The 14640-nt window shown below is 56.3% G+C and carries 12 protein-coding genes; 8 read left to right on the top strand and 4 right to left on the bottom strand.

The genetic code is table 11. The annotated features are described in order from the left end of the window. Positions 1 to 152 precede the first annotated feature (152 nt). The 7 genes from RHM56_RS11815 to RHM56_RS11845 all read left to right on the top strand — a co-directional run bounded on the left by RHM56_RS11815 (position 153) and on the right by RHM56_RS11845 (position 9254). Positions 153 to 1412: an MFS transporter gene (locus RHM56_RS11815; protein WP_322241386.1), complete on the top strand. Its 1260-nt coding sequence runs from the start codon at positions 153 to 155 to the stop codon at positions 1410 to 1412. 27 nt (positions 1413 to 1439) lie between these two features. Further along, positions 1440 to 2609, top strand: coding sequence for a Gfo/Idh/MocA family oxidoreductase (locus tag RHM56_RS11820; RefSeq protein ID WP_322241387.1), 1170 nt, complete (start codon positions 1440 to 1442; stop codon positions 2607 to 2609). A gap of 406 nt (positions 2610 to 3015) precedes the next feature. Next, a complete protein-coding gene (locus RHM56_RS11825; RefSeq protein ID WP_322241388.1) occupies positions 3016 to 4545 on the top strand; it encodes a GMC family oxidoreductase in 1530 nt (509 codons plus the stop codon). An 18-nt stretch (positions 4546 to 4563) separates the two neighbouring features. Further along, positions 4564 to 6369: a thiamine pyrophosphate-binding protein gene (locus RHM56_RS11830; RefSeq protein ID WP_322241389.1), complete on the top strand. Its 1806-nt coding sequence runs from the start codon at positions 4564 to 4566 to the stop codon at positions 6367 to 6369. A 76-nt stretch (positions 6370 to 6445) separates the two neighbouring features. After that, complete coding sequence (locus tag RHM56_RS11835; protein WP_322241390.1) at positions 6446 to 7147, top strand: hypothetical protein; 702 nt, start codon at positions 6446 to 6448, stop codon at positions 7145 to 7147. 17 nt (positions 7148 to 7164) lie between these two features. After that, positions 7165 to 8046, top strand: a complete 882-nt coding sequence (locus tag RHM56_RS11840; RefSeq protein WP_322241391.1) for a sugar phosphate isomerase/epimerase family protein — start codon at positions 7165 to 7167, stop codon at positions 8044 to 8046. Positions 8047 to 8102: 56 nt separating this feature from the next. Further along, entirely contained in the window at positions 8103 to 9254 is a 1152-nt protein-coding gene (locus RHM56_RS11845) for an MFS transporter (RefSeq protein WP_322241392.1), read from the top strand. Here RHM56_RS11845 and RHM56_RS11850 read toward each other — a convergent pair. Genes RHM56_RS11850 through RHM56_RS11865 form a run of 4 tightly spaced genes read right to left on the bottom strand, consistent with a single transcriptional unit; the run spans position 9240 to position 13452 of the window. Further along, on the bottom strand, positions 9240 to 11084 hold the full coding sequence (locus RHM56_RS11850; protein WP_322241393.1) for an MFS transporter: 1845 nt from the start codon (positions 11082 to 11084) through the stop codon (positions 9240 to 9242). The two genes, RHM56_RS11845 and RHM56_RS11850, sit on opposite strands and share 15 nt — an antisense overlap. Beyond that, positions 11057 to 11719 (bottom strand): HAD family phosphatase, encoded by a 663-nt coding sequence (locus tag RHM56_RS11855; RefSeq protein WP_322241394.1) that lies wholly within the window; start codon positions 11717 to 11719, stop codon positions 11057 to 11059. Before RHM56_RS11855 ends, RHM56_RS11850 begins: the two co-directional genes overlap by 28 nt. After that, positions 11719 to 12393 carry a dihydrofolate reductase family protein gene (locus RHM56_RS11860; protein WP_322241395.1) on the bottom strand — a complete coding sequence of 225 codons (675 nt, stop codon included), beginning with the start codon at positions 12391 to 12393 and terminating at the stop codon, positions 11719 to 11721. Before RHM56_RS11860 ends, RHM56_RS11855 begins: the two co-directional genes overlap by 1 nt. 36 nt (positions 12394 to 12429) lie before the next feature. Continuing rightward, positions 12430 to 13452: a zinc-dependent alcohol dehydrogenase gene (locus tag RHM56_RS11865; RefSeq protein ID WP_322241396.1), complete on the bottom strand. Its 1023-nt coding sequence runs from the start codon at positions 13450 to 13452 to the stop codon at positions 12430 to 12432. A gap of 342 nt (positions 13453 to 13794) precedes the next feature. On the opposite strand from RHM56_RS11865, the gene RHM56_RS11870 reads away from it, so the two are divergent. Then, a complete protein-coding gene (locus RHM56_RS11870; RefSeq protein WP_322241397.1) occupies positions 13795 to 14589 on the top strand; it encodes an SDR family oxidoreductase in 795 nt (264 codons plus the stop codon). The last annotated feature ends 51 nt before the right edge of the window (positions 14590 to 14640 follow it).

Raw genomic sequence — 14640 nt, forward strand, 5'->3', positions numbered from 1 at the left:
GTCAGTTGCGAAATTGAGTCGTCGTCGAACACTGAGGATACTCAAGCTCTACGGGACGGATCCCCCGGCGTTTTGCAGCTTAGCGGTCTACAGCATCAAGCCGCTCATACAACAACAAAAGGGCGATGTTCAACGCCCATGACAGGTGAACGATGTTAACCAACAAACGAAATAACGCGCTCGTCACGCCGCGCATCCGTAACGCCCGGCTGGCCAACTTTTTGGGCTTCATGATTATTGGTGCGCTTTTTTATACGTGGTCCGTGGGGGTTAGCGCGTTTCGCAACAAGTTGGGCATGCAAGGCGCTCTTGGCGACCTGGATTTTGGGATGGTTGCCCTGGGGATCGCCGTTGGCGCAACGGTTGGCGCCTTTGTTGTTGGCAAGCTGGTCGACATGTTCGGCCCACGCACCGTGATCCGCTACACACTGTTGGCTTACCCGTTATCGCTGATAGGGATCGGGCTGGCTGACCAATACTGGTTTGCGATGGCTTTCGGCATCGCACTGGGCGCCCTGCGCGGGGCGGCAGACACCGCGCTGAATGCTCACGGTGTGCAAATAGAACGCTTTTACCAGCGCCCGATCATGTCCTCGTTCCATGCGTTCTTTTCTCTGGGCGGCTTCGTGTTCGGCATCCTCGCCAGTTACCTGGCAGGTTTGTCCGAAGAAAGTGCGGTGATTCCTTTCACTGTTGCCGGAATAACCCTGGCCCTGTTGAGCCTGTTGATGAGCCATTTGTTGCTGGCCAAAGATGAGTTGTTGCCCGTCGAACACGAGGTAAAAAAGAACACCGCGCCCACCGATATCTGGATGACCGCGCTGATGGTGGGCCTTGGCGCCTTGATGATTGCCGGGATGATTAGTGAAAGCGCGGTCAGCGATTGGGGCCAAGAGTTTTTGATGCGTGAAACGGGTCTGGGGATTTCTACCGCCGGACTGGGCATCAGCCTGTTTACTGGCGCCGGGTTTATTGGTCGTTTGACTGGGGACTGGCTGGCAGAACGCATTGGCCGTGCTGCCATGCTGTTCGCGTGTGGCGCGGTGTCGATCGCAGGCATCGGCCTGTCGACCTTGAGTCATGAAGGGCATTTGGCCATGGCCGGATTTGCCTTGTTAGGCTTGGGCTTGGCATGCGTTGCACCTTTGATTGTTTCGGCTGCGGGCAGCCGCGACCCTGCGAACTCGGGGCGTAACGTCGGCATCGTCAATGGCGTCGGTTTTGCCGGTCTGTTGGGCGGGCCTGCTGCCTACTCCTATGTTGTCACCACGTTTGGTATCGGCTCGTTGTTTTATGTCCCGCTCGTATTGACTGTCTTGCTCACAGTGTTGGGTCCGGCATTGATGGGCGGCCGCGAGCCCAAGCCCGTACTCAAGCCGCAACAGGCAAGCCGCAACCTCAAGGTTTCCTAACCCTTTCAAGCCCAGGAGGCATTCAGCATGTCCAGACTCACCGGTGATATTCCGGGCAAGCGCAAGATCAAGGTCGGCATGGTAGGAGGAGGGCGAGGCGCTTTTTTTGCCAGCTATCACCGCGCCGCGATGCGCCTGTGTGAACGCTACGAGATTGTCGCGGGCGCATTCTCATCAAACCTTGAGACTGCACGTGAAGCGGGCGATGCCTTGGGCGTTGCGCCGGATCGGGTGTATGCCAGCTTCGAAGAAATGGCCCGCATTGAGGCTGCGCGTGAAGATCGTCTTGAGGCGGTCATCGTCGTGACCCCGAATCATCTGCACTTTTTGCCGTGCAAGTTGTTCCTCGAAGCCGGGATCCCAGTGATCTGCGACAAGCCTCTGGTGAACACCGAGGCACAAGCCCGTGAGTTGCAGCGAATCGCTGCGCAGCACGACACCTTTTTGGCGTTGACCTACACCTATCAGGGCTACCCGATGGTGCGCGATGCACGCGCGCGTATTCAGGCCGGTGAGTTGGGCGATATTCGCTTCATGTATGTCGAATACCTGCTGGAGTGGCTGGCACCTGGCGCCGAGCAACTCAGTAAAAGTCTGGCCTGGCGGGGCGATCCGGCGAAAGTTGGCCCAACCGCTGCGCTGGGTGACATCGGCACCCATGCCTTCAATATGCTGGAGTTTTTGAGCGGCCTGCAGTGCACTGCACTGAGCGCCAAGCTGACATCGACTGTACCCGGCTGGCAGATGGACGACACCAACGTGCTGCAACTGGAATTTGCAGGGGGCGTGGATGGCTTGTTGTGGACCAGCCTTGCCGCGCCAGGCCACCGCAATGGCTTGCGCTTCAAGATCATCGGCAGCAAGGCGTCGATTGAATGGCGTCAGGAGGCGCCTGAGACGTTGCTGTTCACCCCGACCAATGAGGCGGATCGTATTTATCGTCGCGGTCAGTCCGACAACATGCCGCAAACCTTGATCGACTCCAGCCTGCCGGCAGGCAATAGCGAAGGCTATCTGGAAGCACTGGCCGTGTTGTACGCCGATTTTGCCCAGGCGCTGGATGCAGGCGAAAAATGGCGTGAAGCCACGGCTGTGCCTATCCCGGACATCACCCAGGGCGTGCGGGGCGTGCACTTGTCACAACTGAGCGTGGCGTCTCACCAACGTAGAGGGTGGGTCGACTTTCCCGTCGTTTGAGCTGCTACGTACTGGCGCTGACAGCAATAGCAGCGCCAGGATGTGCAAACACTGGCTCAGGCCCCGTTTCGACCTGCACGTTCGCAACATGACGAACGTCTCACTTTGCCTTCGCTCTAGGGCTCCTCTCTGTACGTCTACTCGCATTAATCCACGCCTTACACCCACATCAAACCTGTAGAGCCGAGCGTGCTCGCGATCTTTTAAACGTTCTCTTGCAGGATGTCTCGGGGCGCTGAAACGCTGCTCGATGCTGGGCTTCTACGCAAGGTGCGTCAGTGTGCGTCAGCTTATTTGTCATTGCGAAATTGAGTGAAAACACGCCTCGGCAAATACTCCACTTGCGTTTAAACGCAACCGTGAAAGCACAGAAAACAATTCGAAGAACATAGGGGCGAAGCCTTAGATGAACGTACAACCCGACGTCATTGTGATTGGCAGCGGAGTCGGCGGTGCAACCACTGCCCGACGTCTTGCCGAGCACGGAGTTAACGTACTGATGCTTGAGCGCGGTGACTGGGTGACGCGTGAGGATCAGAACTGGAGCGTGCCATCGGTCTTCTTCGAAAAACGTTATACCGCTCACGACACGTGGCTGGACGCCAGCGGCGCTGAGTTCCGCCCGGGGATTTATTACAACGTCGGCGGCTGCACCAAGTTTTACGGCGGTTCGATGATCCGCTTTCGCGAGCGCGATTTTGAAGCGCTGGAACATGAAGAAGGTGTAGCGCCTGCATGGCCCATCAGCTATGCCGAGCTTGAGCCTTACTACGATCAGGCCGAGCAGATGTTCAAGGTGCACGGCGACGATACCGATGATCCGAGCGCGCCATGGCGCAGCCGCCCTTATCCGTATGCGGGCATCAAGCATGAGCCCATAGTTGCGCAGATGGCAGCGGCCATGCGCGAAGAGGGTGTACGCACGAGCGCCTTGCCCTTGGCCGTGGATTACGCGCCGTTGGGCACCTGCATTTTGTGCAAAACCTGCGATGGTTTCCCGTGCAAGCTGGGCGCCAAACTCGAAGCCGAGACGGCCCTGGTACTGCCGGGTCTTGCCACCGGCCGTGTCAGTTTGCAGACCCATGCGCTGGTCAAGCGTCTGGTGCTGAGCCCCGACGGTTCACGTGTTGCCGGGGTTGAAGTCGAGTTCGATGGCGCGTTGCAGACACTGACGGCGAAGGTGGTGGTGGTCGCGTGCGGCGCCGTCAACAGCTCGGCTCTGCTGCTGCGCTCGGCCTGCCCGCAGGCTCCCAACGGTGTGGCCAACAGTTCTGATGTCGTGGGTCGGCACTATATGGCGCACAACCAGACGGCCCTGATGGGCCTCTCGTTTCGCGAAAACACGACGACGTTCCAGAAAACCCTGGCGATGAACGAGTTCTACTTCGGCGCACCGGATTACCCGTACCCGCTGGGGCATGCGCAGATGCTCGGCAAATTGCAGGGCGGGATGCTGTCGGCGAACGTGCCGTTCTTGCCCAAGGCCGTAGGGGTCAGCATGGCCCGGCACAGCATGGACTGGATTGTGTTTTCAGAAGACTTGCCCGACCCGAAAAACCGGGTGCGGATCAAGGACGGCAAGATCCAGCTGGATATTCGTCGTAACAACCTGGCGCCGCACAAGCAGTTGGTCAAGCTCCTGGCCACCCTGTTGCGGGCGTCGGGCTACCCGATTGTGCTGACCAAGCCATTAATCAAACACTCGACTTCACACCAATGCGGGACCGTTCGTTTTGGCAATGACCCCAAGACTTCCGCCCTGGATTCGTTCTGCCGCAGCCACGATCACAGCAACCTGTTCGTGATTGATGCTTCATTCATGCCGTCCTCGGCAGCCGTAAACCCGGCATTGACTATCGCGGCCCAAGCGTTGCGTGCCGCAGACCACATCTTTACGCGCGATTTTTCTATCGCCGTTGATAACGCAAACCTTTAAGCACAGCAGGAGCAGGACATGAGCGATACAAAAAAACTAACCGGCGGGCAGATCGTTGTCGAGTATCTGATCCGTGAAAAAGTGCCTTATGTTTTCGGTATTCCGGGCCATGGGAACACTGCGTTGCTGGATGCTTTCGTAGACCGCAAGGATGAAATCACCTTGGTGCCCGCCATGCACGAGCAGGGCGCTTCGCACATGGCGGATGGCTTTTATCGTGCCAGCGGTCAAATTGCTGCGGTGTGTGCCTCCATCGGCCCAGGGGCAACCAACACGCTGACCGGTCTGGCGACCGCGTTTGCTGACTCGATCCCGCAACTGGTGATCTGTGGCGGCGTGCACACCTACATGCTGGGCAAAGGCGTTCTGCAAGAACTCGACCGTCCGCACGGCGATAACTTTCCGCGTATGGCCGAGCCTGTCGTAAAGCGCTGGTGGCAGCCGAGCCATGTTGAGCAAATCCCGGGGGTGATGACTCAGGCGTTCAATGTGATGCTTGAAGGCCGTCGCGGCCCGGCGCTGATTAACCTGCCACAAGACTTGCAGGCCGAGTATGCCGACGTGGCACTGCCTGCCCCGCAAACCCATCGCAGCCATGGCCGCTTGCACGGCGACCCAGCCGACATCGCGCGCGCCGTTGAGCTGCTGCTGTCGGCCGAGCGCCCGGTCATCATGGCCGGTGGCGGTGTGATCGCGGCCAACGCCAGCGCAGACCTGGTCGGTATTGCCGAGCACATTGGTGCCGCCGTGACCACCTCCTTCATGGGCAAGGGCTCTATCTCTGAAGATCACCCGCTGTACGCTTGGCCATGCGGTGACTTGGGCTCCATTCCGGGTAACGCGATGACCCGTGAAGCGGACGTGATTCTGGCCATCGGCTGCCGTTTCAGCGACCGGATCACTTCGTCGTACCGTCCGGGTGTGACGTTCGACATTCCTAAAACCAAGCTGATCCAGATCGATATCGACGGCTTCGAAATCGGCAAGAATTACCCGGCAGAAGTGGGCATTGTTGGCGATGCAGGCCCGATCCTCGCGGCATTGCTGGAACAGCTGCGCGCTGCCGCACCGGCCAAGGATTACAGCGAGTCGCCGATGTTCTTGCGCTTGCAGGCCCTGAAAGGCAAATGGGAAGAGCATTTGCGTCCGCTGCGTACCTGCAACGAGTCACCCATGACCATTTCTCAGGTGCTGGCAGAGGCCCGTAAGGTGCTGCCGCGTGACACCATCGTGGTGACTGACTCCAGCAACCCGCAAAACCAGGTGTTCAACGAGTTCCCGGTGTATGGCCCTAAACAGCACATCACGCCGGGCGGCTTCTCGGGTATTGGCTTTGCTGTACCGGCAGCCATTGGCGCCAAAATGGGGGCTCCGGACCAGGCAGTTGTTGCCATTTGTGGCGACGGCGCATTCTTGCAAACCGGCCAGGAGCTTGCCACTGCTGTGATGATGGGCGTTCCGGCGATCTTCCTGATCATGAATAACGGTGGCTGGGCTGCCATTCGCAACCTGCAACTGAACATCTTTGGTGAAGACCGCGAAATGATTACCGACTTCCGCACCCCGGATGGCGCGTCATGGGAGGCCAACATTGCTGATTTCGCCAAATCGCTGGGAGCCGCTTCGGAGCGTGTCACCGACCCGCTGCAAATTGGCGCTGCCGTAGAGCGTGCACTGGCCTCGGGCCGTCCATACGTCATCGAAGCCATCACTTCGCTTGATCGCCCATGGAGCAACATGCACCCGACAGGCTGGTGGGACATCACGGTTCCGGCCTACTTGGGCGACCTGCGCGACGAGTACGTGAAAAACCGCGGCTTCTAAGCGGGCGCATACACAACACCCTGCCAGATGTGGCGGGGTGTTGTGTATTGATGAGGACAACCTGTGAGGCATGACCATGACGCAGATTAATCAGAAGCGGGAACTGAGTTTTTCGGATCAGTTCGTTGAGTGTTATCTGGTTTTAAACGTTGAGAATTTCAAAGTGGCGGGGGGTGTGGTGCTCAACCTCGACCATTCGCCTATGCAGATTGGCGGACCAATCCCCAGCGTAGTACCGGGCTGGAAATCGACCGAACTGTTCGACGCGGTCGTCGTCAAGGCCCCGCGGATTGCCGTGTTCCGCGTGCGCAGCGAAGTGAACCTGGGTGGACTGGTGTTCGGTGAGTGGGACTGGTTTGGCAATCGGTTCGCTAAATTCCCGCGAACCACCCCCCTGTATATCTCCCGTTATGACGAAATCGGCGGCGTAGCGCTGGATCCGTTCGCCTTTGCCAATCAGCGAGCAGAGGTGACGGACCTGCGCGACTATGGCATCCGACTCAACCTGTGGTGGGCGCCGGCCAACACCGATTGCTACCTGCATAACGAGCACCCATTTCTGGAAATTCACACGCAGATTTACGGCTCGGGCCGCATCCAGAAGTTTCTTGAGCGCGATGAAGCCACGCTCTACAAACAAATCCATATGTCACCCGGCTATACCCATGATCCGTTTACCCATGTCGACGGCGATGGCAACCCGACCTACCCGTGGCACCGCTATTGGTCAGACTCGGATGCGATCTGGCTAGCGATTGAGTTCCATCCCGCCCACTGATCAGGATGACGACCGCGATGCTGCAAACGAACACGTTGACCTTCAATACGACCGCCGCCAGACACTGCAACTTCGTCATGCAAATGGACATCGCGCGCAGTGCCGGCTTTCAGTCCATCGAGCTGACCGGTGATCCGGTACGGGCTTATCTGGAGGCGGGGCACAGTCAACAGGAACTTCAAGACGTGTTGGCAGGCTTGCAGGTTCAAGGCATCGGCGCGCTGCTGGACATTGAGCGCACGGGGGCTTCAGGCAAGGTGCTGATGGCGCAAGCCGAAGCGTTGTATGCGCTGGCGAACACAGTGGGTGCCAAGGGTGTGCAACTGGTGACTGGGCCGCTGGATTATCGGGCGGTGGTTGAGTATGAGCGTGAGGGCAGAACTTCACGCTATAGCGGCCTTCTTGGGTGTAGCGAGGAAGAAAAAATCGCTCGCACGGCGGCCAATTTACAGTGTCTGGCAGACCGCGCGCACGAAGTCGGCCTTGTGGTGTATGTGGAGGCGTTGTCTTGGACGCCGGTGGCCAAGCTTGGCCAACAGGTTGAGATTCTGGAACGTGCAGACCGCGACAACCTGAAGATGGTGATTGATTACTGGCATTGCTACACCAGCGGTGCTCGCCCGGACGAGCTGGCCACGCTCGATAAGCGCCACATTTACGGGGTCCATGTCTGCGACTCGCTGCATTTTTCAGGGGGCGTGCCGGATGAAACGGTGCTGAGAAATGTGCCGACAGGGCAAGGCGTACTGGATCTCGATGCGTGGACCCAAGCCGTAAAGGCAACCGGGTACGAGGGCTGGTGGTGCAGCGAAACGTTTTGCCGAGCCCAGCAGCAAAGCAATGGCTATGACGTGGCCAAACAGCTGCATCGCCATCTGGACACGCTGGTCAATGGCTGAACCGTCAGAGCGAACTTGCTACAGGATCTGTGGCGCATATTTATTCAGGTTTTTAAATGTTATCTAGCCTACGTACACAGCGGGCGGTGCCTCAAGAGGCCGCGCAGCGTTCAACTCGCCAGGCTTTTTTTATTGCAGGCTTGTGCACGGCGTCATGGGCGCCCTTGGTGCCATTGGTTAAAGCCCGGGCAGACATCGACGAAGGCGTGCTGGGGTTACTTTTGCTGTGCTTGGGGCTGGGCTCGATCAGTGCAATGCCGATTACCGGTTTTTTGGTGGGGCGTTCCGGGTGTCGGCGCGTGATCGTGGCCGCGGCATTGATCATGTGTCTGGCGCTGCCGTTATTGGCGAGCCTTTCAAGCTTGCCCGCGCTGGTCGCCGCGGTTGTGCTGTTCGGTGCGGGGTTGGGCATGTTCGATTGCGCCATGAACATTCAGGCGGTGATCGTCAATGATTCGAGCCGACAGCCGATCATGTCGAGTTTTCATGGGCTCTATAGTTTGGGTGGCATTCTTGGCGCCATTGGCATGACTGCCATGCTGGCGGTGGGTTTCTCGCCGCTGATCGCCGTGCTGTGTATCGTCGGGCTCACGTTATTCACGATCATCAAGGCCACGCGGCATTTATTGCCCACTGGGGGCGAAGGCGGCGCACCGATGTTTGTCATTCCCAGAGGCAAGGTGCTGTTCCTCGGTGCACTGTGCTTTATCGTCTTTATTACCGAAGGCGCGATGCTCGATTGGAGCGGGGTGTTTCTGATCTCGCTGCGTGGCATGGATCCAGCGTATGGCGGGCTCGGGTATGCGGCTTTTGCCTGTGCAATGACGGCTTCCCGGCTGGTCGGGGATCGGATGGTCAGCCGCTTCAAGTCGACTCGGGTCATGGTTTTCGGCAGTCTGTGCGCGTCACTGGGGATCGTCTTCTCGCTGTTGAACAGCCATTGGTCACTGGCCTTGGTGGGCTATGCGCTGGTGGGGGCAGGGTGTGCCAACATTGTTCCGATCCTGTTCACAGCCGTGGCCCGTCAGACCGACATGCCCCAGGGCTCGGCTGTACCGGCCATGACCACACTGGGATATGCCGGGGTCCTGATGGGGCCCGCGCTCATTGGTTTTGTCGCCCATGCCAGCAGCTTGCAAATCGCCCTGGGGCTGGTGGCGATTGCGCTGCTGGTGGTGGCGGCGACCGCTAAATCAATTCGGACCTGACACACGTCTGGTATGTCTTGGTGATCGTGACATCCCTACAAGCAGCACCAGCATGCCGGCCGGACAAAGCGTGACCGCCAACAGCCCCATGCGCAGGTCTGAATACTCCGAAATGATTCCCACCAGCCACGGGATCAGACTGCACCCGGCATTGCCGAAGGCTGTCAGCAACCCAAACATGCTGGCTCCGCCTTGAGGGTAGGCATCCGCCGTGATGGCGAGCATGGTTGGCCACAGACAACTGCCGCTGAAACCCGCAGCTATTGCGGCGGCAATCGCAAGTGCAGGGTTCGTGGCGACACTTATGACGATAAACAGCACCACGGTGACGGCGCAGCACCCTAGCATCAGGGGGATCGCGGGTATCCGTTCATGCAGCATCGCAGCGCCAATCCGCCCGAGCGCCATGCCGATGGAAAAACCGGCCAGCGTTAGCCCGGCGAATTCTTTCGAATAGCCGAGTGTCTGTTCGGCATAAGTCGGCAGCCATTGTGACAGCCCCATTTCCGTTGCTCCGCCCAGGAAGATGGCGATCAGGCAGGCGATGAAATAGGGTTGTTTGATGAGCGTTGGTATGGACTCACGCTGCACGTGTTCCTGTATCAAGGGCGGCAGTGGTAAACGTACAAACGCCAGCAAGGTTGCAAGCGGTGCAAGCATCAGAACCAGTGCCACCATTCGCCATGAGACATTCCATTTCAGCGCCAGGCTGGCGATCAGCACCGCCCCGACAGCCCCAACGCAGAAAAATGCGTGCAGCCAGTTCATTGCTGCACTGCGACGGTCCGGCTGCAGGGCCGCGACGAGGGGGCTGAGAATCATGTCCAGCACCCCCGCGCCAAACCCCATGAGGGCGACAGCAAACAGCAGCAAGGTGTAGGACGGAGCAGCAGCAACCGCAGCTAATCCCAGCGTTGTGATTATCAGCCCAAACAGAGAGATAAGCCTGGCGTTGTAGCGGTCTGCCAACGGCCCGGTGAGCAAAATGGCAATGATGAAACTGAGAAACATGATGGCCGGGATTCGGCCCAATTGCTCGGTGGTGAGCACTGAGCCGGCACCAAACGTGTGACTGAAGGTGGTCAGGTACACCGGTAGGAAGTTCAGAGCCATGGCCAGGCACATCATGGCGGCATAACACGCATAAAGCGCATGGCGGTTCTGATTGGGTGAAATCATCATGGCTTGCGAGACTCTGGAGATTAAAAAACGCGGGCTGTTGTGCTCTTTCCAAAGGCATTGTGTCCATTCGATCTCAGAGAAATGCGCGGCAAAGGAAGAGTCTCCAGGGCTACTGGCAAAGAAGCCGAAGCGGACGCTGTGTTGTGCATGAAACAGATGAAACATGCGCATCATGGAAAAATGCAGGCCGTCAGCCGAGTTCTCGAGCAAAAAGTCACTGCCTCTACGGCTCAAGCGGTAATACATGGTTTGCGTCACCCGATCGAGGTTGGTCATGGACCAATCAGAAAAACCATTATTGGTCACGACCGAGAACAGTTGCTGATAGCCATTGCTTTGGTATTCGATTCCACTTTTCAGCCAGTTATTCTCGTCTTGATAAATAAAGAGCCCGCACTGATCGAAATAGGTATCTGAGCTAAAAGCCGCCTTGGCTTTGAGTGTCCAGAATTGCTCATCACTGGTGAGAACAATGCCAGGGGCGTTGTTGTATTCAAGACCGTAATAAGTGCCTCGCCAGAAGTCGGTGTCCGGTGAGGTATGAATGACAATTTCGCTGTCAGTGATGGATGAGTGTTCAGGTGCATTAATCCAACTCAATGCTGACGTATTGAATGCATTCATAGGTGTTTGTGCTCGATAAACCATTGCCTGATTTCATCATGGTTTTGTACGCACATATCGGCTGCGCTCAGATCCTGCTGCCCGGAGTTTGGGTTTGACAGGCCGATGCAAAACATACCGGCCGCTTTTGCTGCGGCCACACCATGGTGTGAGTCTTCTATTACCAGGCACACATCGGGAGTCACGCCCAGTCGCTCGGCAGTCAGCAAGAAAATATCGGGCGCAGGCTTGCCTTGTTTGACATCCGTGCCACATACAACGTGCTGAAAATGGGGGCGTAATTGAGAGTCGCGCAAAATGACTTCAACCAGTTCACCGGCAGAGGATGACCCCACGGCACAGGCTGTTCCTGCTGCATTTAATGCCGCGAGGAAGGTTTGCGCTCCCGGCATGCTCTCTAGTGGATCGAGGCCAATGGCTTGAATCAGTTGCCGATGATGCTGTGCCATAAGAAAGTCCAGCGGTTCGGTGAGCCCGAACTCATCTTTAATGGTGCTCCACATGGAACCTTGGGTGGTGCCCACAAAGCGTGATAAAGCTGATTTTTCAAGGGCAATACCATAGCGCGCATAAGAAATCAGTTCCTGTGCCATATAGAACGGTTCGCTGTCGACCAGAACCCCGTCCATGTCAAAAATAACAGCCTGAATACGTTGCATCAGTGCGCCCCCTGAAGCTCAAGTTCGCGGGTGAAATGCAACAGGTTGTAATTGGACCGTTCTTCAAAGGTATGCAATTTGAAAGATTTGGTCATTGCAATGTCCTGATAGCCTTCGCCATCAGTGAGTGTGGTTGTTTTCGATCCGCCGATAATGATGGGCAATTGCATGAGAATGATTTCATCCACCAGGTCAAGATTGAATATTTGCCAATTTAACTGGCCTCCGCCCTCAACCATGATGTGGTTTATTCCTCGCGCTTCCAGGATCGGGAAGAGCAATTTGAAGTCCACACTCGTCGCGCCTGCAAACAGTACTTCTTTTCCTTGGGCACGGATCTGCTCAACCCTGCTGTTATCACGTGCCAGTTCTGTGGTCGCGATGATGGTTTGCCCTGGAGAGTTTAAAATTTTGGCCGAAGCAGGGAAGTCCAATGACGTGGTTGGAATAATGCGAATAGGGTTGCGCCCGCCCTCATAGCGATTGGTCAATTGCGGGTCGTCGGTAATAATTGTGTTGCGCCCCACCATGATGGCATCAACCTCACCACGAAATTTATGGATGAAGCGCATGTCTTCATCGTTGAAACGCTGGAACAGTCCCTTGCTGGACCCACCATCGCCCAAGGTTAATTTGCCATCTATCGATATCTGGCTAAATACAGTTACTTTCACAATGCATCCTTTTTATTGTTGGCCAACGGTTGGGATTTATAAATACGTTGGATTAGGCGTGAAGACACTTTTAATGGCGGGGGAGGAAGGGTTGTTTAATAAGCTGTCAAATGCTTCTGAAAATGCTTCAAGGGCATAACGATGAGTGACCAGTTTTCCAAGTTTAGGGAGTCGGCGTGCCATGGCTAACGCACGAGGAAAGTGCTGGTTATATTCCCCGGCGGCAATGATGCTGATGGCATTGACGAGAAAATGTTTTACCGGTAGCGGGTAGAGGTAGTTGCCGTTAAACCCAAATAGAATGATTCGGCCGCCCTGGCGAACAAACTGCGCTGCTGTGTCGAGTTGGTTGCCAACGGTGTCTATGACTGCATCAACGTTGCCTTGAGTTTTTAATCTTGATTCAAGTTCATCAGGATGCACGATGTCCAGGCCAAGCGAGCGAGCGAAGTTGATTCGATTGCTGTTTAAATCGGTGGCCAGCGTAGTGACGCCCATGGCCTGTAGCAGTAATTGTGCGACCAGACTCATCGGGCCGGAGCCCAGCAGTAATACCCGCTCGCCCGGCTTTATGGATGCACGGTCAATAGTGTTCAATATGCAGGCGACGGGTTCTATCAGTACGCCTGTTTCCCAACTCATATCGTCTGGAAGAGCATGTACAAAGCATTCACGAGTGATAAAGCGCTGAGCGAAAGTACCGTGTTTGTTGACGCCGGCTATATCGAGTGCGAAGTGGGCGCCACCCTGACATAGATGTGTCTGGGCTGAGCGGCAGGGTTCGCATGAACCGCAATACTCGTTAGGGTCAATCACCACCCGCATACCGACTCGCAGGTTTTTTACAGCTGCGCCCACCTTGACAATGACTCCGACGGCCTCGTGCCCGCGAATGATGCCTATATGCCCTTCTTCGCGGCCCGATAACACAGCCAAGTCTGTGCCGCAAATACCGGATAGCACAATATCGATTTCTACACTGTTCGCAGAAAGTGTATCGATGCAGTGATGGTCTATTAGGCCAAGTTTCTGTTTGCCGATTAAGCTGATCGCACTCATGGACACGCTATGGCTCCAAACTGTATTGCTGAGAAGGGGATGATTATGCCGTGACCATTTGGATTGTTTCAGCCGATAAAGAGTTACCGATAAATTCATGGTGATGCGTTTTGTTTCTGACTATTGTTTCAGCAAGTAGATAGTTGTGAGCTGAAGTTTTATTCCGAGTTTAATGTTCAAGTTTTCATATGTGCTCTAACGATTAATCTGACTTTGTGGCGTTTGTTATCAGTTTGAGGAACGTCAAATTCCGACGCCTTTTAACGGAAAATCAACGCGCTTAAGCCTGATGGTCTTTACTGGGTAGCGGGGTGCAATCTGAAGATTTCAATGGGAGAAGAGATGAACATTCAATTCAATGGCAAGCGCGCTCTGGTAACCGCTTCGACCGGAGGGATCGGTTTTGCGATTGCCCAAGGGCTGGCTGAAGCGGGCGCTCACGTCATCCTTAATGGTCGCAGCGATGCGTCCGTCGCGGATGCCATTTCCCGGCTGTTGGCTGTGGTCAGCGGTGCGTCGATTCAGGGGATTGCCGCTGACTTGAGCACGGCTGATGGCGTTTCGGCGTTGGTCAAGGAGGCGGGTGGGGTCGATATTCTGGTGAACAATGCCGGTATTTACGGCCCGCAGGATTTTTACGAAACAGCGGATGAGGTCTGGGACAGCTACTGGCAAACCAATGTCATGTCCGGGGTACGTTTAAGCCGTGCGTTGCTGCCGGCAATGGTCGCAAAGGGCTGGGGGCGTGTGGTGTTTATGTCTTCGGAGTCTGCGCGCAATATTCCGGCGGACATGATCCATTACGGTGTTTCCAAAACAGCACAACTGGCGTTGGCCCGTGGTCTGGCCAAGCGGGTTGCAGGGAGCGGGGTTACGGTCAACAGCGTGTTGCCAGGCCCGACACTGTCTGATGGTGTTGCAAACATGCTGAAAGCCGAGGTTGAGCGCACCGGTAAAACCCTCGAGTCAGTCGCGACTGAGTTTGTTACACAGCATCGGCCCAGCTCGATCATTCAGCGAGCGGCAACGGTAGAAGAAGTCGCCAACATGGTCGTCTATGTGTGTTCACCTCAAGCGTCAGCGACGACAGGGGCAGCACTCAGGGTAGACGGCGGCGTGGTGGATGACATCGTTTGAGGTAATGCTATTGATGCGGTCGTTAACCAACCACAGGTGTATCAGCGTGGT

This window comes from Pseudomonas sp. CCC3.1 (genome assembly GCF_034347405.1).
Taxonomy (GTDB): domain Bacteria; phylum Pseudomonadota; class Gammaproteobacteria; order Pseudomonadales; family Pseudomonadaceae; genus Aquipseudomonas.

Coding starts and splice junctions, on each gene's coding strand:
- RHM56_RS11815 (WP_322241386.1), top strand. CDS start 153: ATGTTAACCAACAAACGAAATAACGCGCTCGTCACGCCGCGCATCCGT.
- RHM56_RS11820 (WP_322241387.1), top strand. CDS start 1,440: ATGTCCAGACTCACCGGTGATATTCCGGGCAAGCGCAAGATCAAGGTC.
- RHM56_RS11825 (WP_322241388.1), top strand. CDS start 3,016: ATGAACGTACAACCCGACGTCATTGTGATTGGCAGCGGAGTCGGCGGT.
- RHM56_RS11830 (WP_322241389.1), top strand. CDS start 4,564: ATGAGCGATACAAAAAAACTAACCGGCGGGCAGATCGTTGTCGAGTAT.
- RHM56_RS11835 (WP_322241390.1), top strand. CDS start 6,446: ATGACGCAGATTAATCAGAAGCGGGAACTGAGTTTTTCGGATCAGTTC.
- RHM56_RS11840 (WP_322241391.1), top strand. CDS start 7,165: ATGCTGCAAACGAACACGTTGACCTTCAATACGACCGCCGCCAGACAC.
- RHM56_RS11845 (WP_322241392.1), top strand. CDS start 8,103: ATGTTATCTAGCCTACGTACACAGCGGGCGGTGCCTCAAGAGGCCGCG.
- RHM56_RS11850 (WP_322241393.1), bottom strand. CDS start 11,084: ATGGTTTATCGAGCACAAACACCTATGAATGCATTCAATACGTCAGCA.
- RHM56_RS11855 (WP_322241394.1), bottom strand. CDS start 11,719: ATGCAACGTATTCAGGCTGTTATTTTTGACATGGACGGGGTTCTGGTC.
- RHM56_RS11865 (WP_322241396.1), bottom strand. CDS start 13,452: ATGAGTGCGATCAGCTTAATCGGCAAACAGAAACTTGGCCTAATAGAC.
- RHM56_RS11870 (WP_322241397.1), top strand. CDS start 13,795: ATGAACATTCAATTCAATGGCAAGCGCGCTCTGGTAACCGCTTCGACC.